The sequence below is a fragment of the Arthrobacter sp. AK01 genome, from assembly GCF_021109375.1.
Lineage (GTDB): Bacteria > Actinomycetota > Actinomycetes > Actinomycetales > Micrococcaceae > Arthrobacter.
Genome location: NZ_JAJOHP010000039.1, coordinates 21239 through 40849, shown reverse-complemented (window position 1 = coordinate 40849; position 19611 = coordinate 21239). Strand labels below are relative to the sequence as shown.

At 60.3% G+C, this 19611-nt stretch carries 16 protein-coding genes; 9 read left to right on the top strand and 7 right to left on the bottom strand.

Features of this window, described 5'->3' with window-relative positions:
• Positions 1-289 precede the first annotated feature (289 nt).
• Complete coding sequence (locus tag LN996_RS14635) at positions 290-496, top strand: ANTAR domain-containing protein (protein WP_231341095.1); 207 nt, start codon at positions 290-292, stop codon at positions 494-496.
• A gap of 130 nt (positions 497-626) precedes the next feature.
• Here LN996_RS14635 and LN996_RS14630 read toward each other — a convergent pair whose 3' ends face one another.
• The gene (locus LN996_RS14630) at positions 627-1448 is read right to left on the bottom strand and encodes a DUF5677 domain-containing protein (protein ID WP_231341094.1); all 822 of its coding nucleotides are present in this window, start codon (positions 1446-1448) and stop codon (positions 627-629) included.
• A 141-nt stretch (positions 1449-1589) separates the two neighbouring features.
• Here LN996_RS14630 and LN996_RS14625 point away from each other — a divergent pair, with 141 nt between their 5' ends.
• The 4 genes from LN996_RS14625 to LN996_RS14610 all read left to right on the top strand — a co-directional run bounded on the left by LN996_RS14625 (position 1590) and on the right by LN996_RS14610 (position 6242).
• Positions 1590-1796 carry a ribbon-helix-helix protein, CopG family gene (locus LN996_RS14625; RefSeq protein ID WP_231341093.1) on the top strand — a complete coding sequence of 69 codons (207 nt, stop codon included), beginning with the start codon at positions 1590-1592 and terminating at the stop codon, positions 1794-1796.
• Positions 1793-2161: a type II toxin-antitoxin system death-on-curing family toxin gene (locus tag LN996_RS14620; RefSeq protein ID WP_231341092.1), complete on the top strand. Its 369-nt coding sequence runs from the start codon at positions 1793-1795 to the stop codon at positions 2159-2161. The genes LN996_RS14625 and LN996_RS14620 overlap by 4 nt, the downstream gene beginning before the upstream one ends.
• A gap of 431 nt (positions 2162-2592) precedes the next feature.
• Entirely contained in the window at positions 2593-3732 is a 1140-nt protein-coding gene (locus LN996_RS14615) for a hypothetical protein (protein WP_231341091.1), read from the top strand.
• A 53-nt stretch (positions 3733-3785) separates the two neighbouring features.
• Entirely contained in the window at positions 3786-6242 is a 2457-nt protein-coding gene (locus LN996_RS14610; protein ID WP_231341090.1) for a hypothetical protein, read from the top strand.
• Between the two features lie 583 nt (positions 6243-6825).
• On the opposite strand, the gene LN996_RS14605 is transcribed toward LN996_RS14610, so the two are convergent.
• From LN996_RS14605 to LN996_RS14585, 5 genes are all read right to left on the bottom strand, one after another.
• On the bottom strand, positions 6826-8088 hold the full coding sequence (locus LN996_RS14605; RefSeq protein WP_231341089.1) for an IS110 family transposase: 1263 nt from the start codon (positions 8086-8088) through the stop codon (positions 6826-6828).
• Between the two features lie 1312 nt (positions 8089-9400).
• A complete protein-coding gene (locus tag LN996_RS14600; protein WP_231341088.1) occupies positions 9401-10237 on the bottom strand; it encodes a carbohydrate ABC transporter permease in 837 nt (278 codons plus the stop codon).
• The gene (locus LN996_RS14595) at positions 10234-11205 is read right to left on the bottom strand and encodes a carbohydrate ABC transporter permease (RefSeq protein ID WP_231341087.1); all 972 of its coding nucleotides are present in this window, start codon (positions 11203-11205) and stop codon (positions 10234-10236) included. Before LN996_RS14595 ends, LN996_RS14600 begins: the two co-directional genes overlap by 4 nt.
• Positions 11206-11211: 6 nt before the next feature.
• Positions 11212-12507: a sugar ABC transporter substrate-binding protein gene (locus tag LN996_RS14590; protein WP_231341086.1), complete on the bottom strand. Its 1296-nt coding sequence runs from the start codon at positions 12505-12507 to the stop codon at positions 11212-11214.
• A 75-nt stretch (positions 12508-12582) separates the two neighbouring features.
• Positions 12583-12978, bottom strand: coding sequence for a hypothetical protein (locus tag LN996_RS14585; protein WP_231341085.1), 396 nt, complete (start codon positions 12976-12978; stop codon positions 12583-12585).
• Between the two features lie 249 nt (positions 12979-13227).
• Between LN996_RS14585 and LN996_RS14580 the strand changes: the two genes are divergently transcribed.
• Together LN996_RS14580 and LN996_RS14575 are read left to right on the top strand one after the other, a co-directional pair.
• Positions 13228-13920 carry a FadR/GntR family transcriptional regulator gene (locus tag LN996_RS14580; RefSeq protein ID WP_231341084.1) on the top strand — a complete coding sequence of 231 codons (693 nt, stop codon included), beginning with the start codon at positions 13228-13230 and terminating at the stop codon, positions 13918-13920.
• A gap of 498 nt (positions 13921-14418) precedes the next feature.
• A complete protein-coding gene (locus LN996_RS14575; protein WP_231341083.1) occupies positions 14419-16701 on the top strand; it encodes an alpha-galactosidase in 2283 nt (760 codons plus the stop codon).
• 90 nt (positions 16702-16791) lie between these two features.
• Here LN996_RS14575 and LN996_RS14570 read toward each other — a convergent pair whose 3' ends face one another.
• Positions 16792-17328 carry an IS110 family transposase gene (locus LN996_RS14570; protein WP_231341082.1) on the bottom strand — a complete coding sequence of 179 codons (537 nt, stop codon included), beginning with the start codon at positions 17326-17328 and terminating at the stop codon, positions 16792-16794.
• A 1162-nt stretch (positions 17329-18490) separates the two neighbouring features.
• Between LN996_RS14570 and LN996_RS14565 the strand changes: the two genes are divergently transcribed.
• Positions 18491-18652, top strand: coding sequence for a hypothetical protein (locus LN996_RS14565; RefSeq protein ID WP_231341081.1), 162 nt, complete (start codon positions 18491-18493; stop codon positions 18650-18652).
• A 75-nt stretch (positions 18653-18727) separates the two neighbouring features.
• Positions 18728-19492 carry a FadR/GntR family transcriptional regulator gene (locus LN996_RS14560; RefSeq protein WP_231341080.1) on the top strand — a complete coding sequence of 255 codons (765 nt, stop codon included), beginning with the start codon at positions 18728-18730 and terminating at the stop codon, positions 19490-19492.
• Positions 19493-19611 lie beyond the last annotated feature (119 nt).

The window sequence follows — 19611 nt, the reverse complement described above, 5'->3', positions numbered from 1 at the left end:
TTGCCGGTCTCGTGCGGCTGGGAAGGGCGTCACCACTGTGGCGAGTGACGCCGTCGACGTCGGCGCCCTGGGCGCGCTGGTTCCGTGGAGGCCGGGTCCAGCAATGACCGGATATCAGAAATGACAAACAGCGGTGTTGCTTCTGCCTTTTCATGGACAAGTCGTTGAGTCGCAGCATGACTCAGCCATCGACTCTGCGGTACGCCGCCGTCGACTAATTTCCCGCGGATGACCTGACCGGGCTGTGCCCGTAGGGCAGCTGGAGTCTTGCGCGCTGCAGCCCGGATCGATGATGCCGAACAACTCAGCCATGGAGGGCAGGGCCGACATCAGCTTGGCCTGTGGCATCATCATCGGCAAAAAGGGATGCAGTCAGTCTGAGGCCTTCGAAATGCTCATGAACTCCTCAAATCTCCGGAACCTGAAGGTTCATGTGATCGCCGCGGAAGTTGTCGCGGGGACGGGGGAGACCCGCCTACCGCCCTTTGAACGATAGGTGACGCTGCTCAGTCCCACATCGTCTCGAGCGTCATGCGGGCTGGCCGACCGGCTCCCGACATACGCGCCGTTATCGGCTGCGCCTATCCCTTTTGTGGATAGGGAAGGGGACTCAGAATCAGCGCGCCTCAAAGGTCGAACGCAATGATGAATGGTTTGCCGTTGGCTTTGCGTGCCTCCGCGAGGACGTTCATGCGAAGTGCCTGTTCCTGCGAAGCAGCAGGGCTTTGGGGAGGGATTCCGGGGAGCAGGGTCCATAGTTCTCGGAAGAGGACCAAGGCCATCAGAATCACTCGCGTTTCCGATTCAATTTCGCTGTGGAGGGGGTCGATCCTCTCGGGATAGATGCTATCCACGATTCGCGGGAGCAGCGCACCTGGGGACCCGTGGGTCTGTTCGGACCATGCCGAGTATAGGAGCTTGTAGTTCACGTGGTGAAGCCGGTTCGTCGATTCCCTGGCTAGCTCTGCGATGTTTCTGCCGCACCAGGTCTGCCTCCATTGAGGCGAACCGTCCCGTCGAGGCTTGGCACGAAATTCGTCGTAAGTTTCTCCTTCGAGGGCCTGCCTGATTTCGAGGACTTGTTTCAGCTGTGTTCGTTCCCCTCGTTCATGCTCGTACTCGAGGTTTGCGAGAGTTGCCAAGGCTTCCTGCAGGCTCCCGAATCTGATGAACTTGATCGCGGCGAGTTCCCTATCGTGATAGCTGTTGAGATGTTCCATGTTCAGGACGATTTCGTAAAGCTGACGGACAGGAGAAGTGGCTGTTTCCCAGTGGCCGGCTGACACGAGGACGCGGGCTGCATGGATGACGCTGATACAGCGTTCGAAGACGCCACGATCGAATCGCCCGAGTTCGGTGTCGGGGTTGGTCGAGAGCGCTACTTTTCTCGCGTCCTGGATGAGGTCGTCCAAGAGTTCCAAGAGCTTTGTGACAATCTCCGCTGACATAGCGTCCTTTCGAATGCGTTGGCCATTGCAGTCTGGCACCAGCGTGACATGGCTGGTGCACTCGGAGCGCATTCGCGAGACGGTCGTGTGGATTATCAGCCCCTAAGTCAATCCTTTGTACCGTTTTGGTACCATGTGGATATGGCAATGAATCTTCGCGTCCCGGAAGACCTCGATCGCAGGCTTGAGAAGCTCGCGGCCGAGGAACATACCTCCAAGTCGGCGTTGCTGCTTCAGGGTGCCGAACTGATCCTGCAGCGCCACGCGCGCCGGAGTGAGATCAGCGAGGGCTTGGAGTTCGTCATGAGCCATGACGCCGAGCTGTTGACGCGGCTTGAGGACGCGTGACCGCGTACCTAGACATTGAGGATGCGCTGCAAGTAATCGACCGGTACGGGTTCCACATCCGTGATGTTGGCTTGCTCGCCTCGGCCCTGGCCCGGCCCGCGACAACAGTCATGGGCTCTGAGGCGTATCCTGAATTGGCGATGAAGGCGGCCGCGTTGCTTGAGTCTGTGGCCCGTTTCCATCCGCTCATTGACGGCAACAAGCGCACCGCCTGGACGCTCATGGTCCTGCTGTTGTGGATCAACGGCTACCGCCATGACTTCACGACTGACGAGGGCTTCGACCTGGTGGTCCGAGTTGCTGCAGGCAACATCGAACTCCGGGATTCCGCCGCCGTGATCTCGAAGCATTTGGTGGAACGGTAATCCTGCCTCACCTTTCAGAAGAGGCCTGAGCACACTTGGCGCCCGTCAGACTCGGCCAGACTGGTATCGGAATGGGCCGTAGTCGGGATGTCTTCGGGTGTGCCCAGTGTTCGCAAGGCTTGGAACGCACTTCGAGTCCCACCTCGGGCACAGCAAACCCCTCGTCAGAGGGGGCTTTTGCCTTAACGAGGCCCCAATAGCCCTCCGCGGGTATCTCATGATTGTCGGTACTCGCCGGTACTCTGATGCCCACCAGTCTATTCAAACGTAGCGACGTCAACAGGGGGTATTCAGTGAGTCATCGATTGCCGCATCTTGCCAGCCAGATCCAAATTGAACAGTGGGGCGAGACGCAACAGGCGCAGTCGCGACTTCCGAATCTTGTTCGAAATCTTGTCGCGGACTTGGTTCCCGATGTTCAGGAATTGGTCATGCCCGGTGATGAGCACGTTAATCTGTCTGGCTATGACGGAGTCGTCCATTCGCCCGTTCAGACTCCCTTTGTTCCAGAGGGGAAGAGCGTCTGGGAGTTCGGCGTCGGCGGCAACCCCAAAGGTAAAGCTGACGCCGACTATGAGACGCGAACGAAGGAGCCTTATGGCGTCAACCCATCCGATACGACGTTCGTCTTTGTGACTCCTCACTGCTGGGCCAACGGGCGTAAATGGGCCCAAGAAAAGACAGCGCTCAATGACTGGAAGAGCGTACAGGTGAGGACAGCTTCTGACCTGTATGCCGCTTTGGAACGGTCGCCGCGGACTCATGTCCGCTTTTCGGAGGAGATCGGAGTTCCTGCTAATGGAGTTCAGAGCCTTATCAAGTGGTGGGAGAACTTCACGAGTGGCACACGGGGGCTCCTCACTCCTGAACTGCTCACGGCGGGTAGAACCGAGGAAGCGGCCCGGCTGCTTACGGCGATAACTGAGGAGCCCGCACGGCATCTGTGGATTGCCGCACCCGATCCAGACGACGTGTTGAGCTTTGTGGCCGCTGTTGTGCACAAGGCAGACCCAGTGATCAGGCAAGACATTCTGGATCGGACGCTGGTCGTTTTCGATCCAGGAGCTCTTGCTTACCTGGGCGAGACGGAAGGGCTACTGCTTCTTGTCCCGTTTGAGGAGTCACTCGTGCGACGGGCCGACCTCGTAAACGGTCATCACATCATCTTGCATAGCTCGTCCGGAACGACGGGGGACTTCGAGCTGCGGGGAACCCCTATCGGAGAGGCCGAGAAGATCCTCAAGAGCCTTGGCGTAGAAGATGACCGGGTGAGCGTCCTGGCCCGGGCGATCAACAAGAGCGTCCCACTCTATAAGCGGCGGCTAACGGGTGTGTCGAGCGCGGCAACCGTCGTAGTCAGGGCCTTCGCGGACGATTCCATCGCACGCAGATCGTGGATGCTGGGGTCGTGGAACCTCAGGTCGCCCGGTGATGTCGCGGCCGTCGAGCGCGTCGCCGGCAGTGTTGAGGCCTTTCAGAAGGCGACGAACGCGTTGCTTGACGGAGCTGCGCCGATATTCACCCGAGTTGGTTCAGCGTGGAAGATATTTGACCGCCAAGACTCCATATAGGTCAGGTCGTCGCTAAGGTCACGGCGGATGATCTGACGTCGGTCGAAGCCGTCGTGCAGGAGATTCTCGGCGCCGTTGACCCGAAGCTCGAATTGCCAAGAGACGAGCGATGGAAGGCTGCTATCCACGGAAAGGTCAGGAACCACTCCTCGGATCTTCGGAAGGGCCTGGCCGCAACGCTCGCTCAATTTGGTTCGTTGGAGGGCGACGCCAACCGTGTAGTAGGTGGACAGAGTCTGAGCGGCTGGGCGCAGCTGATGGTCAGGGCTCTCCTCCAACGAGCCAACGAAGACAAGACCGGCAAGGTGTGGGAGTCGCTTCTTGACGTGCTCTCACTTCTGGCCGAGGCTGCGCCCGACTTCCTTCTTGAAGCGGTTGAAGCGGCGCTGGAGCCTGGCGGCGCGCTCAGTGTTGGCATGTTCCCTGACTCTGAACGCACGTTCCTGTCTCCAACTAGCCCACATGTCTACCTACAGTGGGCCCTTGAAGTTCTAGCGTGGTCTCCGGTGTACTTTAGTGAGGCCTCGCAGCTCATCATGCTCTTGGCGGCCAAGGCGCCGAATGACTCGATATCAAACCACCCGACGGGGGTACTCGCAGGGCTCTTCCTTCCGTGGCGGCCGCAGACTTCCGCGTCTCTGAAGTCGCGGAATACGGTCCTGTCCAAGTTCGTCAAGAGCAATCCGGCCGAGGCTTGGAAGCTCTTACTTGCCCTCTTCCCTGGCCGGCATGGGTTCGTAACAGTATCCGGTGGCCCGGAGTTCCATGATTGGAAGGAACGGGCCACCGAGTCGAACGTATCGATGCCCGACTACGTGGACTCGGTCAGCCGAATTGTCGACCTAGGTATTCAGCTCGCGCGGCAGGAGCCAAGTCGGCTCGTCGACCTCGTCTCGAAGATCGATGACTTGAGCAGTGAGCCGCGCGATCGGCTACTGAGACTATTCGCGGAGTTCGGCCGAGACGGAACATTGGACGAAACGGACTCAGAGGCCGTCTGGAAGGAGCTGACCTCGTTTATCCGGCGGCATCGCGAGTACAGCGACTCCCAGTGGGCCCTCGACGAGGCAACCCTAGGGTCCCTCGACCAGGTTGCTGAGCTTTTCAAACCTGCAAGGCGAGAGGAGCAGGTCTCATGGCTCTTTGATGACCACCCGGAATTGGGTGACATCTCACGTAGAGACAACTATGAAGAGTACGACCGGGAACTTCAACGTCGGCAGACCGCCGCTGCCGAGGAAGTGTTCGCACAGAGTGGCCTCCATGGGTTGCTTGACTTGGCCGCCACGGTAAGGAGGCCGTGGTCCGTCGGCCATGCAATCACTCAATCTTCAAACGTAGATCTCGACGGCGACACCCTAGCCCCTCTCATCGTCGACGAACGTGCAGGGGTCACGGAGTTTGCGCACGCCGCGATCGCGCAACTTGCCAAGGAGGGCGACGAAGCAATCGTGGCATTGGCCAAGCGCCATACTGAACCGCCGCTTCTCGCGGCTCGGATCTTGCGAATCGTTGACGATCTCCCGAGCGCGTGGGAAGCCTTGGAGCAGTTGGGTGAGCAGGTCAGCCAACACTACTGGGAGGAATTCCAGACCCATGGACGCGGTCAATTTCAGCTTGTGAACGAGACTGCTCGCCGTCTCGGAAATCATAAGCGATATGCGGCTGCTCTGGATTTGATGGCGATGTATTCCCATGGCGGCAAGGTCAAGCTGGATCCTGAGCTAATCCTGGATCTGATTGATGCCTTTTCGTCCGAGGATCCTGAGACCGGAGTTCTTTCGCAGTACGATATCGGTGCCTTACTCGATTATGTCGAACGAGACGACGCGATCGACGTGCGGCGGCTTGGGCTTTTGCAGTGGAACCTGCTCCCTGCTTTAGACGAGTCTGCGAGCATCCGAGCGCTTGAGTCTTTGTTGGCTGGTTCAGCTGACTTCTTTGTCCAGATGATCAGCTTCCTCTATCGCAGGGGCGATGAGGAGGAGGAACCCAAGGTCCCTGAAAATGTGTCCTCGAACGCGTGGCATCTCCTGGACCGCTGGACGATGATCCCGGGATCTAATCCCAACGACGGAATCGTTGACGAGACCGCGCTGTTTCAATGGGTCGAGGACGTTCGCCGGCTTCTCGAGGAATCAGGTCGTCTCGACGTTGGAGAGGCCCATATCGGTATAGTTCTCGCCCGGGCCAAGATTGATGCCCAAGACTCGATCTGGCCATGCGTCCCAGTGCGAAATTTCCTCGAGGGCCAGAGTAGCGAAGTGATCAACCGGAATTTCAAGGTCGGTATCTTCAATAAGCGAGGTGCTACATCGCGTAGCTTGACGGAGGGAGGCGAACAAGAGCGAGTACTTGCGAAGGAATACCGCGACTACGCCGCCGAGCTTGTCGATGAGTGGCCCAAGACCGCACGGCTCCTGCGTGAGATTGCCAAGGGGTACGAAGACGATGCGCGCGGGCATGATGAAGAATCTCAAAGAATTCAGGAAGGGTTCGGGCTGAGGTAGGTGATTTTGGGCTTAATGAACACCGCGCCGTCGCTCATGGTAAGTCAAGGAACAGCCTCGTTTAACCTCTGGTTTCGACTGCTGTAGGCGCGAATTCTTGCGACCTCTTTTGCGAATTCTTCGCATCAGGGTCGGTTTGGCCCACGGTGAAGGCTCCTTTGACTTGCGAGAACGCTGGGTTGGAGGGCCTTGTCTTGTCCGTATCCGTTCAAACCGTGCGGAACGCCCTGGCGAAAGGGCGGCCTTATTGGCGTGAGTCGTAGATTCAGGCAACGGGTACTGCGGGGTCCATCCCTGCGGTTGGTATCCGGCTCGATCTTGGAAGTGCGGGTACGGGTTGCTGCGGGCGGCTCTGAACCGCAGAATCTTTCGGTGGGGACCTTCCCGGCATCCCGTGTCGTGTTAGTCCCGTCAGAATTGGCAAGAGGGGTGTGGACAGTGATGCTCCTATTGTTGTCAATGGTCGCTGGACTAGGCGCCGTGTAGGTTACCGTGGCCTCCACTCCGGCCTCAAGGGTCGCTGCCGCGATCGCTGCGCGACGGCCGGGGGCCGCCCTTGACCCCGGGGCTTCGGTGTCCACGGTCAGGTTGGAAGCGCCCGGTTCACCGGTGGATAGGGTGTCTGCGCGTGTGCGGTGGATTGGTTGTTGAGCCAGGTCTCGTAGCGGTGGTGGACGTCGCTGTCGTGGGAAAGTCCTCGTTCCAGACGGGACAGTGTGGTGGGCCAGACGCTCAGGGCATCGGCTGCTTCTTGAAGGGTCAATCCTTTGGTTGCGCGTGCTTTCCGGAGGGTGGCGGCGTCGGGAGCGGGACGCGGGTGTTGGAGCTGGTTATAGATTTCGCGGGCGACGTAGCGTTTGAGGCAGCGCATGATTTCTTTGGTTCCTTTGCCTTCCTGGCGTCGCCTGGCCACGTAGGCCCGGGTTTGGTTGTCATAGCGCATTCGGACGAGCACTACGCGGTGGATGGCTTTGTTGGCCTGTCGGTCACCGGCGCGGCTTAGTCGGTGCCGGGTCGTTTTGCCTGAGGAGGCGGGGATCGGGGCGACGCCGACGAGGGCGGCGAACTTCGCCTCGGTGGTGACGCGTTCGGGGTTGTCTCCTACGGTGACGAGGAGCTGGCTGGCGACGTCGGTGCCGACGCCCTGAATGTGGCGCAGCATTGGTGCGTGGAGGGTAAGGACGGTGTCGAGTTCGGCGTCGATCAGTGCGAGCTCCTGGTGCAGGTGCCGGTAGCGGACGGCGAGCCGCTTCAGCACGGTCGCGGTGCTGGTCAGGGGCTCGGATGGGGCGCCGGAGGGTCGCGTCTTTTCTAACGCGGCCATCAACGCCGGGCTCGTCATGGACCGGTATCTGGCGCGGATGGTCTCCGGTGCGGTTGTCAGGATCGTTTTCACCTGGGCCATCACCGCAACCCGGGCCCGCATTGCGGTTGCACGCTCGGCCCGCAGCACCCGCAGGGATTCCACTGCACCGTCCCGGGATTTCGGGGTGACGCCCGCCCTGCCGGAGAGCACCGATTCGGCGGCTTGATAGGCATCGAGCGGATCGGATTTTCCCCGCAGCCGGCGTGCCTGCCGGTTCGGGCGCATCACTTCCACCACGCGGATGCCCTTTCGGGTGAGCACGCGTGAGAGTTCGGCGCCGTAGCTGCCGGTTCCTTCCACACCGGCGGCGAGAACGGAACCGAAGCCGGTGATGAAGTCGGTGATCCCCTGATAGCCGGCTCCCGCTGCCGGGAATTCCTTGTCCGCCAGATGTTGGCCGGTGTCGGTGATGACTCCGACGTGGTGGGTATCGGCGTGGGTGTCGATCCCGGCGATGACTTTCAGATATTCCTTTGTCATGATGAAACTGCCCTGACCTTTGAAAGCGATGGGAAAAGGGCACGCCGGCCGGGTGGGCAGACAAGACAGTAGTGGGACTCTTCGGAACAAGCTCCTATGAGGTCATGCCCACTTGGCCGTCGCGTTTACTGCGGCCGTGTTGTGGTGGACAGATCATTGTCAAGACAACCCTCACGCGGGCGTCAGCCACACTTCGAGCCACACCGCAACACACCCAATTCCATCATTACTGTCCACACTTTCCGCCCCGGACTGGGTCGTACGCCCATCGGACTGGCCCGGATTCCGCATGTTCCCGCCACTTCCCCGTGTTTTCAAGGCCGGGAATCACGTTCGAGTCCCACCTCGGGCACAGCATACCCCCTCGTCAGAGGGGGTTTTTGCTTTAACGTGTGTACATTCTGTTTAGTCAGGTCCCTCTGACACTGGCCGCGGGGTGTGCCTGGCGCCGCGGGTCGCCTGTTTGGTTGTTGGGAAGCGGGTTCAGGGTCTTGGCAGGTTGGCCCTCCGCTGGCTGTGATCTGGGGTTATGCGTTCCTCTCCTGGTTCGTCAGGTAGGTCGTGGTTGTCCTACGCCTCTTCATGGGTAGGTGCTTTGTGCGCAACATGACTTTGGGAACTTGCGTCAAAGATCCTGGTTTCGGCTCGTTCCTGAGGTGAAGAGGCTTAGCTGGGGAAGGCTTTGTCAGGCCAAAGGGGGTGTGGACATTGTCCACACTTAAATCTCCTTTGTTGAGCCTGATTCCGGCCATTGGCTTCTCCCTTATTCCGCCTACACCTATTCATGCATGGGAGTGGCCGTAGCGACATGACGCGGATCCTGAAGCGCTGCGTGTGCAGAGTCATTGCGCGAGGAGAGTTCAGTAATAACGGTCGCCCGAGTGGGTTTCAATGTGGTCTTGGCCGTGTCATCGACGCGCACGGCGTAATCAACTGGGACACGGGCCCGCTGCAGATGACCGTTCCCAGCGGTGCCAGCAGAACATTGCAGAGACGACGTTTCTCGGCTGATTCCGTGGTCTCTCCCATGGATCGATTTGGATCCTCCGTCGGCTGCCCGCCACACCGCTCAGTGCCCGTTCCGTAAGGGTCTTTCTTGCGTCTGAGGTATGCGCTTCGCTGCTTGGCCGGGGAAGCGCCTTCTTCCTGCTGGCCCGACACCCAGTCAGCTTCAGGGGTGGAGAGAGCTAATAGGTTCGCTAGCGACAAGGGCAAAGACCAGGACGAATCCTGGCCTTTGCCCTTGTCTCTCGCTATTGATGGGTTCGCGCCGTCAATTTGGGTGGAAGGTTTTGGAAGGAAGGATGATTAGCTAGCCCTTGACTGAGCCCGCCGTGAGTCCTTGGACGATGAACTTGCTGGCGAAGGCGAAGATGACCAAGGTCGGCACCACCGTCAGCACTGCGGCAGCTGACATGGAACCCCAATCGATGTTGAAGCTGGAGATGAACCCGGCCAGTGCCGTCGGGATTGTCTTGTTGGCGTCGCTGTTCATCAAGGTCACCGACAGGAAGAGCTCGTTCCAGCAATTCACAAAGTTGAACACGAAGCTCGCGGCCACGCCTGGCAGCATCACGGGGACCAGCACCCTGAACAGTGCACCTACGCGGGAACAGCCATCGATCATGGCCGCCTCCTCCAGTGCATCGGGGACGTTCTCGAAGAACCCGCGCAGCATGATGGTGCAGAAAGGGATGCAGATCGCGATGTAAATCAGAATCAGCCCCGTCTTGGAATCCACGAGGCCAAAGTCGCTCATCATCAGGTACAGCGGGCCCAGCGCTATGAAGCCGGGGATCATCTGGGTCACCAGGAACGCGCCCATGACCGCGCCGCGGCCGGAGAACTCGAAGCGGGCCAACACGTAGGCGGACAGCAGCGAGATCAAGGTGGCCGCGGTGGACGCAACGGTGGCCACGATCAGGCTGTTGATCATGTACTGGCCGAAGTCCGACTTGGTGAAGAGGCCGATGTAGTTCTCCAGGGATAGCTGGCGCGGCCAGTAGTCCAGCGGTAGCGAGTAGATCGCCCCCGGTTCCTTCAATGATGTGATGATGATCCAGTACAACGGAAACACGGTGACCAGCAGGCACAGTGAAAGGAAGACGACCTTGCCGATGCGCCCGGCGATGCTTGCTCGGTTGATCATTTCTGCGCCTTTCGGGGTCGGACCGTCATGAGGTAGAAGGCGGCGAAGAGCATGAGGGTGACGACGACGATCAGGCCCAGGGCCGATGCCTTGCCGTAGTCGCCCTCCTGCGTAATTTTGATCATGTAGGTGGTAATGATGTGCGTCTGGTCGGCCGGTCCGCCGCCTGTCATCGCGAAGATGATGTCGGGAAAGTTGAAGATCCAGATGACCCGCAGCAGGATCGTTAGGGCCAGCGTGGTGGCGATGCTGGGAAGAGTGATGTTGAAGAAGGTCCGCACCTTACCTGCACCGTCGATCGCCGCTGCCTCGTACATCTCGTCAGAGACGGACTGCAGGGCGGCGAGGATCATGATGGCGAAGAAGGTCACGCCGTACCAGATGTTGGCGATGACGATGGCCGTCATGGCAAAGCCTGGTTCCGCCAGCCACGGGATGGGGGATTCGATCAGCCCGGCCTTCATGAGCAGATCGTTGACCACGCCGAACTCGGCGTTGAACATCCAACGGAACAGCATGCCGATCAGGAACCCGGACACGGCCCAGGGGAAGAAGAGGAAGGCCTGGTAGGTGCCGCGCATCCGGAAGCGCCGCTTCAGGAAGAGCGCGACGGCGAAGCCGATCACCACCTGCGGCGCAAGAGAACCAACCACCCAGACAACTGTGTTGCGCACGATGCCCCAGAACTCCGGGGCATCGAACAGGCTTTGGAAATTCCCGAACCCCACCCAAGAGGTGTCGGAGAGGTCGTTAAGGTTCCAATGTCGGAACGCCATTTGGCTTCCGGCGATCATCGGATAGTAGGTGAAGATGCCGACGAAGACCGCTGCAGGCCCCAGGAAGGCCAACAGCGTCAGCGCAGTCTTGGAATTGAAAGGCCTCTTGTTTAGATTCTTGTTGCTCGCCCCGGGTGGCGCGTCCCGACGTGGGGAGGGACGCGCCGCCGCGTGCTCAATTTCGAGAGTCATTGTTGGCTAGCCTGCCGTCTTTTCAGTCCAGTAGGTGTCCCAGCTGGCGAGCAGCTCAGCGGTGGACAGCTTCCCTGACAAGACGCCCTGAATGTCGCTGTCGGCCTTCTTGATCCACTCGGCCCACCAGGACACCCCGCGGGGCTGGACGACGGGGATGTATGTCTGCGGGTTTTGGGTCATGGTGAGGTATGCGGCCCAAGGTCCGGTGCTGTAGAAGCTGTCCTGTGCCGCGGACTTCAGAATCGGCACCAGGCTGTTCTCCTTGGTGAAGGTGGTGGCAGCGTCGCCCTCGGTGAGGTATTTGACCAGCTTCACGGCCTCGGGCTTGAGATTGGAAGTGGCGGCGACGCCCCAGCCTGCGGTACCTACGGGCTGGAGGGCTTTGCCGCCGGGGCCGACGGGCATAGGTGCTACGTTCCACTGCCCGGTGGTGATGGCCTTGGACTCTCGGACGGTGGCGATGACTTCGGGATCCTGCAGCAGGAACGACGTCGAGCCGTTGCTGAAACCCTGCACCATTTCGGGGTAGCCCCAGGCCGCGGAGGACGGGGGGGAACCCTTCTTGAACAGTTCGAGGTAGAGGTCCATGGCCTCCTGTGCCTTGGGCGAGGAGAAGATTGTCTTGCCGCTGCTCAGCCTGAACGCGTTTTCCTTGTCGACTTCATCGGCTACGTACGCCCCGATGATGGTGATGGCGGTGGAATTGGCGTTGGGGCCGCCCCGGAAGGCGTAGCCAAACTTGCCGTCGTCGGGCTGGTTAAGCGCGGTGGCCTGGGTTAGCAGGTCGGGCCAACTGGCCGGTGGACCGGAGAATCCGGCATCCTTTGCCAAGTCGGTGCGGTGGAACAGGGACAGGCCGTAGAAGCCGTAGGGAATGTAGTAGGTCTTGCCGTCCTGCTTGGAATAGTGGACTGCGTTGTCTGTCAGGTCCTTCCAACCGTCCCAGTCTTTGAGGTCTGCGGTCATGTCGTACAGCCATTTGTTGGCGCCGAATGATCCGACCGTGGTGTCGCGGGTCTCGACGACGTCGACCCCTTTGCCGGACTGAAGCATTTGCTGGATCTTCTGGTCGGCCTGTTCTGTGGGCGGCGAGATCAGGTCCACATTGATGTTGGGATTTTCTTTTTCGAAGCCGGAGATCATTTTTTTGATGGTCTCTGTGCGGGTTGGGTTGGTGAGGCTTTCGACCATCTTCAGGGTGACCTGGCCATTGCTTGCCGGTTGCTCGCCGCTACAGCCGGCAAGTGCCAGGACGGCCGCTAGGCCCACTGCGGCGGATGTGATGAATCTGGATTTCACGGGGATCCTCCATTGACTGACTTGTTCGTGGAAAGTGGTCGCCGCGCCGGCTTGGCGGAGCGGCGATGGTGGTGCTCAGTTGGTGCGGTCTAGCCGTACCAACTCGGGGACAGCCTGCTCGGCGAAAATTCCGTAGCCCGCGGGTGAGCCGTACGGCAGAACGGAAATTCGCGGGACACCCTGCCCGCCGAGGGTGGGAAGAACAGTTTCTATGTCCCGTTCCTCCCACATGTACGCCGGGACCGCGTGTGAGTCCTCGTGAATGGCGACCATCGCGAACTGCCCTAGGAACCATTCGCGCGGGTTTTCATACAGGCGTGTCGTGAGCCGGTGCTGGGCCGCGTGCTGAACCGAACCGTAGGGGCCGCGGGTGAGATGAACCTTCGACGACATGAGGGTCCAGTTGGATATCGAGGGCGGACCGTCGACTGTCATCATCGGCTGCGGTGCCGTGAGGGGCGAGGGCAACATGAGCGTTTCCTTGCTCGGGAGTAACGGGAACATCAGTAACGTACATCACGGCCCATCCAAAGACAACAGACAACTAAGCCAAGTCATAGGATCACTTTCGCGATAAGTCGTTGAATAGCGCTCTTTGGAGAGCACTTTCTTGGATAGTGATATGATGACTTTGTTATGAAGTATGACAAGAGGCTCATTTGGCGCTCTTGTCGCGGTGGGAGCGTGTAGTCTCCCATTAGAAGCGAAGGAGGCGGCGAATTGAATGCAGTCGAGACGGCCATGGAGGGCCTGCGGAACAAGATTGCCTCGGGCGAGCTTGCAGCCGGGCAGAAGTGCCCGCCGGAGGCGGAACTGTCCGCCCAACTAGGCGTGTCACGCAGTTCCCTGCGGGAGGCGGTGCGTGCGATGTCGGCTCTGGGCGTGATGGAATCCCGGCATGGCTCGGGAACTTACGTCTCCTCCCTGGACCCGACCGTGGTCCTGCAAAACTTTGCGTTATTGGTGGACCTGCTCCCGCTGGACAGGCTGCTGGAACTTTTTGAGATCCGCCGACTGCTTGAATCCCACGCAGCAGCAACAACGGCCGCCAATGCCACACCCGAGGATTTGACCGAGCTCATGGCGCTGGTGGCCAGCATGGAGGCCGCGGTCGATCCCACCGAATATGCCGAGCTCGATTCCCGGTTCCACGAGGCAGTCTGCCGTGCTAAGGGCAATTCCACGCTCTCAACGCTGGTCAGGGTCTTCCGATCCCGCGGCGATCATTTCCACATCTACGATGGTGAAGAAGGCGAAATCGTGCGGGCCAACAGCACTGCCGGGCACCGGGCCATCGCCAGCGCGATAGTAGATCGTGATCCAACATCGGCCGCCACCGCCATGGCTGCGCACATTGCCCAGACGGAATCCCTGCTGAAGAAGCGTCGAGCGAGCCCGCGGAGCCAGAACTAACTGGGTGACAACTGAGCCCCTCCGGCACACCTAGGACGGTACGTGGATCCGGCGTCGAGCAGTTCCAACGGCAGCTCGAGCTCAAGGTACACGGTGGTTCGCCCTTGGGCACACGTCCCGATCCGGCATGCCATGCCCAGCCGGCCCGATGGTGGACGACGAGGACGGCGTTTCACCATCGAACACGGCCATGTGAGCCGCCATCCAGCGAACACTTGAACATCTGCCGACGCCAAAACCAAGGCGCGGCTCCCAGCCTCCCTGCCCATCGCCCGTAAACGGGCACCTTAACTGCAGGTACCGGAACGACAGGAACGATATGTCCCCTCATCGTCAACGACAGAACGTCAACGGCCCCATTCTGATCTCTGGAAGTAGTAAACCCGGACGGTGCAGGGCCCCGCACCAGGCTAGCGACAAGCTCCCCGGTCGAGGTCCGGCGGGCTCGACGAGCCATCCGGGGGCATCCGGGGTCAAGACGTTGGCGGTGGCTGCCAAGTGAGCGCCACGACGGTGACGGGTACCCTTCCCGAAGCGATCCATTTCAGGGCCAAGGGATGCTCCCTCCTGATCGACCTCACCGAACCGGGTATACCTGTGATCCTGCACTGGGGAGCCGATCTTGGCGTCCTCGGCGAGGACGGCGTGGCCGCCGCCCGGATAGCAGGCTCTGCACACATCCCGTACTCGTGTTCGCCCAACGTGCGAGAACCTTCGCTTCTGCCGGATGCCCGCAATGGCTGGCTCGGTCGTCCCGGCCTGTTGGCGTCCCGGCAAGGACGCCAGTGGGCACATCATTTCAGCGTGACGTCAGTAGATATCAACAGTGTGCCCTGCACGACCCCCGGTGCGATCGAAACCGGTCCGGGTCGGCTGAGAGTCCACAGCACCGACCATGAGAGCGCGCTCGAACTCGACCTCGACGTCGAACTTCATTCCTCAGGGCTGCTGCGAACCAGAGCAAAACTCACAAACAGGGGCGATCCCCTGGAGGTCCAACAGCTGCACCTCAGCCTTCCCGTACCAAGGCAGGCCAGCGAACTCCTGGACTTCGCAGGACGCTGGGGAATGGAACGTATCGTGCAGCGTCAGCCCTTCGCCGTCGGTCAGCACCTACGGGAAAACCGGCGGGGCAACACCGGCGTCGATGCCGCCCATGTCCTTCACGCCATCGAACCAGGAACAGATTTTGAGCAGGGTGAGGCATGGGGGGTACACACGGGTTGGAGCGGTAACCACGTCCACGTTGCCGAACAAGCAAATACCGGCGAACGCCTACTGGGCGGCGGGGAACTGCTCATGCCCGGGGAGATACTCCTTCAGGACGGCGAGGAGTACCTCACTCCGTGGATATACGGCTCCTACGGTGTCGGGCTGGACCAAGTAGCCCACCGCTTCCACGACTACCTCCGCGCCAGGCCACAGCATGTGTCCACGCCACGACCTGTCACACTCAATGTTTGGGAAGCAGTCTATTTCGACCATGACGAGCCGCGGCTGCTCGAACTCGTTGATCTCGCCGCAGATATCGGCATCGAGCGATTCGTTCTCGATGACGGATGGTTCGGTGGCCGCCGGCACGCACGCACCGGACTGGGAGACTGGAACGTATCCGAGCAAGCCTGGCCCCAGGGCCTGCATCCGCTTGTCGACGCCGTCAAAGGCCACGGAATGCAATTCGGGCTATGGGTTGAGCCGGAGATGGTTAACCTCGACTCCGACCTGGCCCGAGCCAACCCCGAGTGGATTGCCAGCGCAAGGGCTGATCCGCCCATTGAGCAGCGACACCAACACCTGCTGGACCTGACGAATCCCCGATGCTACAAGAACATCAAATCCCAACTCGAAGCCCTACTGACCGAATACCCCATTGATTACCTCAAATGGGACCACAACCGGGACGCCGTGGAGGCAGGCTCCCAAATCCGGGGCGGAACCCCTATCGGACACGATCAGACCCTGGCCGTCTACCGCATGATCGACGAACTGAAATCCATGTTTCCAGGCCTGGAAATCGAATCCTGCGCCGGCGGCGGCGGCCGCATCGACCTTGGCATCCTCGAGCGGACAGACCGTGTCTGGGTCTCTGATTGCATCGACCCACTCGAACGGCAACGCCTGATGCGTTGGACAGGCCAGCTCATTCCCCCCGAACTCATGGGCGCCCATGTTGGGTCCCCCCGATCTCACACAACGGGCCGAACACATGACCTTTCCTTCCGGGGGGCCGCAGCCTTGCTGGGACACTACGGCGTCGAATGGGACCTCAGTTCAGCCACCATGAATGAACGGAAAAGCCTCGCCGGATGGATCGCAACCTACAAACAGCATCGTGCCCTCATCGCCTCCGGACGGGCACTGCGGGGCCCTGACCCAGCCGAGGACACCTGGCTGAGCGGTGTCACAGCAGCCGACGGAAGCGAAGGACTCTTTGTCATCTCAAGCATGGCATGGTCGGCAACCAGACCCAGTGCCCGGGCGAGACTGCGTGGACTCGATCCCGCCAGAAGCTACAACGTAACACCGGTAGTCCCCGCCGACCTCCCGTCGGGACTTGTCGAAACCGCTTGGTGGTCCCACCAAGGCCTCGCGATTCCAGGCTCGGTCTTGCAGATCTCCGGCCTGCAAATACCCACCACCCATCCAGAACAAAGCATCGTCATTCACGTAAAGGCAACAACCGGACCCGACCGGCCAAGGAAAGGGGCCGATGGGAAACAGGACGAAGACAGCACTGACCCGGAAAGTCCACTAAACGCCAGCCGCGGATCCAAACGCTGAACGGACACCTCCCGCCCGGCAGGAGCTCCGCCGGCGCGACTCCCGCTGGGCGGATGGCCCTGAAACAGAAACAAATGAGGGCCGGACGGACTAAGCCCGGCGCATAGCCATCATGGAACGGCCTACTGACAGATTTGCCCTCGCCAGGGAAAACATGACCTGCCGCGGTTTCACCTGGGCCATCACTGCAGCGCGGGGCCCGCATTGCGGTTGTACGCTCGGCCCGCAGAACCCGCAGGGATTCCACTGCTCCGTTCCGGGAGATTTCGGGGTGACGCCTGCCCTGCCGGAGAGCAACGATTCTGCGGCTTGATAGGCATCGAGTGGATCGGATTTTCCCCGCAGCCGGCGTGCCTGCCGGTTCGGGCGCATCACTTCCACCACGCGGATGCCCTTTCGGGTGAGCACACGTGAGAGTTCGGCGCCGTAGCTGCCGGTTCCTTCCACACCGGCGGCGAGAACGGAACCGAAGCCGGTGATGAAGTCGATGATTCCCTGATTGCCGGCTCCCGCTGCCGGGAATTCGTTGTCCGCCAGATGTTGGCCGGTGTCGGTGATGACTCCGACGTGGTGGGTATCGGCGTGGGTGTCGATCCCGGCGATGACTTTCAGATAGTCCTTTGTCATGATGAATCTGCCCTGATCTTTGAAAGCGATGGGAAAAGGGCACGCCGGCCGGGTGGGCAGACAAGACAGTAATGGGACTCTTCGCAACAAGTTCCTATGAGGTCATGTCCACCTGGCCGTCGCGTTTACTGCGGCCGTGTTGTGGTGGACAGATCATTGTCACGACAACCCTCACGCGGGCGTCAGCCACACTTCGAGCCACTCCGCAACACACGCAATTCCATCACTACTGTCCACACTTTCCGCCTCGGAGTGGCTCGTACGCCCATCGGATCGCCCCGGATTCCGCATGTTTCCGCCACTTCCCAGTGTTTCCAAAGCCTGGAATCCCGTTCGAGCCCCACATCGGGCACGGCATACCCCCTCGTCAGAGGGGGTTTTTGCTTTAACGTGTGTACATTCCGTGTGGTCAGGTCCCTCTGACACTGGCCGCGGGGTGTGCCTGGCGCCGCGGGTCACCTGTGAAGTTGTGGGGGAGCGGGTTCAGGACCGTGGCTGGTGGGCCCTTCGCGTGCTCTGAACTGGGGCTATAGGCTCCTCTCTTGGTTCGTCCGGTAGGTCATGTTTGGCCTACACCTCTTCATGGGTAGGAGGACTGAGCGCAACATGACTTCGAGATCTTGCGTCAAAGATCCTGGGTTTGCCTCGTTCTGGCGTGAGGAGGCCGGGCCGGCCGATATTTTGTCAGGCCAAAGGGGGTGGGACATTCTCCACACCAAAGTCTTCTTTATAGTGACCGATTGCAGCCATTGGCTTGTCTGTTCTTCGGGCTACATCTACTCATGCATGTGAGTTGGCTTGGCGTCACTACGCACTCCAGCTGGTGTTGCACTCCGACGTAAGAGTTCAGTCCCTAATACCGAGTGTTTTCGGGCTGGCTATGTCTGTGTAGTCGTCGAGGCTCTACGAAGTAGTAGTAGATCGGTCCCGGCGCAGATTTTAGGGAGCTAGCGGAGCCTGCGGAGCATTGTCATCCCACGCGATTGTCGGCTGAGAATGCCTGTCGTGAACTTGCGCATCGAGCTGGCGTTGCCCGTTTAGATCTAAGGTGCTTACCCTCGCGTACCCGAATCGCTGGCGAGTGATGGCCGACTGCTGACTGTGGTCCTGGGGGTAGGGCTAGGCGAAAGGCTCTAGTTAGCCGTCGACCATCACTTTGGCGTTGGCAAAAAGGCCCGCGGACGTCCAGCAGCTCGGCCTAAACAACCCCAACGACCACCGGCTCGCAGCCGCCTCGACGGCAAGCCATCCATCAGCGGCAATTGCAGCCAGCATCCAGGGTGAGGACGCCGTGGGGCGCGCCGAGTGGGAACATTTGGTCTGATATCAGAGGAGTAGTAGGCTGGCCGCACGGCAGAGGCGGTATCCGCTTGCGGCATGGCGAAAGGAACAGTCGGACGTGACAGCGAAGTCCACGGGACGGTCAGTCAAGGCTCTGACATCGGTCAAGCGCGTCAGCCCGACCCAGCAGATCCGGGAGCAGTTGCTGGGGGCGATCGAGCGTGGTGAATACCCACCCGGATCCGCACTACCCTCGGAGCGCGAGCTGTGCGAGACTTTTGGCGTCAGTAGGGTCAGCGTGCGCGAAGCAATCGCCGGGCTTGAAGCGATGAAGGTAATCACCGTTCAGCATGGACGCGGCGCGTTCGTCCAGGAGAGCATCAGCGAGCGATATGCTGGGTCATTTGCCAAATACCTGGAACTGCACCGAGAGCAGTTAATTGAACTGACCAAGGTGCGTGGCGCCCTTGAATCGCTTGCGGCCGAGGAGGCCGCGCGACACGGCGATCGAGATGACCTTCGGGCAATCGAGGAGGCCGAACGCGAGTTCGAGCATGCTGCCAGCGCTGGTGACGGCCTCGACGCCGCCGAACGAGACCGTGCATTCCACCTCGCCATCGCTGATGCGTCGAAGGGTGAGTTGCTACCTCGGCTTATTCACGAACTCAACGATCTTCTGAGTGAGTCTCGCGGAGCCACTTTCGCCCAGAAGGGCCAATTGCAAAAGTCGGTTCAGGATCATCGCGATATCAGCCGGGCGATTGCCGAGGGCGATCCCGCTGCTGCCCGACATGCCGTGGACGTGCACATGACCAGGATTGGCGACTGGCTGTCCACGCTTCCCCACGCTCTCAGTGAGAATGGGCAGCGTTCGCCGGAGTAAGAAGGCCCTAGGCGATACGAGCAGAAGGCAATACAGCGCCCGAGGGGCCAGCTCGTCCTTCGGAAGTCAATGGTCGCCGGGCAGATCTTGGCCGGCCGGACCGGCCCGTGCTGAAAGGC

Excerpts from the sequence above, each read along its gene's own strand:
- LN996_RS14585 (WP_231341085.1), bottom strand. The coding sequence starts at position 12,978 with ATGTTGCCCTCGCCCCTCACGGCACCGCAGCCGATGATGACAGTCGAC.
- LN996_RS14595 (WP_231341087.1), bottom strand. The coding sequence starts at position 11,205 with ATGACTCTCGAAATTGAGCACGCGGCGGCGCGTCCCTCCCCACGTCGG.
- LN996_RS14605 (WP_231341089.1), bottom strand. The coding sequence starts at position 8,088 with ATGACAAAGGAATATCTGAAAGTCATCGCCGGGATCGACACCCACGCC.
- LN996_RS14615 (WP_231341091.1), top strand. The coding sequence starts at position 2,593 with ATGCCCGGTGATGAGCACGTTAATCTGTCTGGCTATGACGGAGTCGTC.
- LN996_RS14570 (WP_231341082.1), bottom strand. The coding sequence starts at position 17,328 with ATGACAAAGGACTATCTGAAAGTCATCGCCGGGATCGACACCCACGCC.
- LN996_RS14600 (WP_231341088.1), bottom strand. The coding sequence starts at position 10,237 with ATGATCAACCGAGCAAGCATCGCCGGGCGCATCGGCAAGGTCGTCTTC.
- LN996_RS14625 (WP_231341093.1), top strand. The coding sequence starts at position 1,590 with ATGGCAATGAATCTTCGCGTCCCGGAAGACCTCGATCGCAGGCTTGAG.
- LN996_RS14630 (WP_231341094.1), bottom strand. The coding sequence starts at position 1,448 with ATGTCAGCGGAGATTGTCACAAAGCTCTTGGAACTCTTGGACGACCTC.
- LN996_RS14635 (WP_231341095.1), top strand. The coding sequence starts at position 290 with ATGATGCCGAACAACTCAGCCATGGAGGGCAGGGCCGACATCAGCTTG.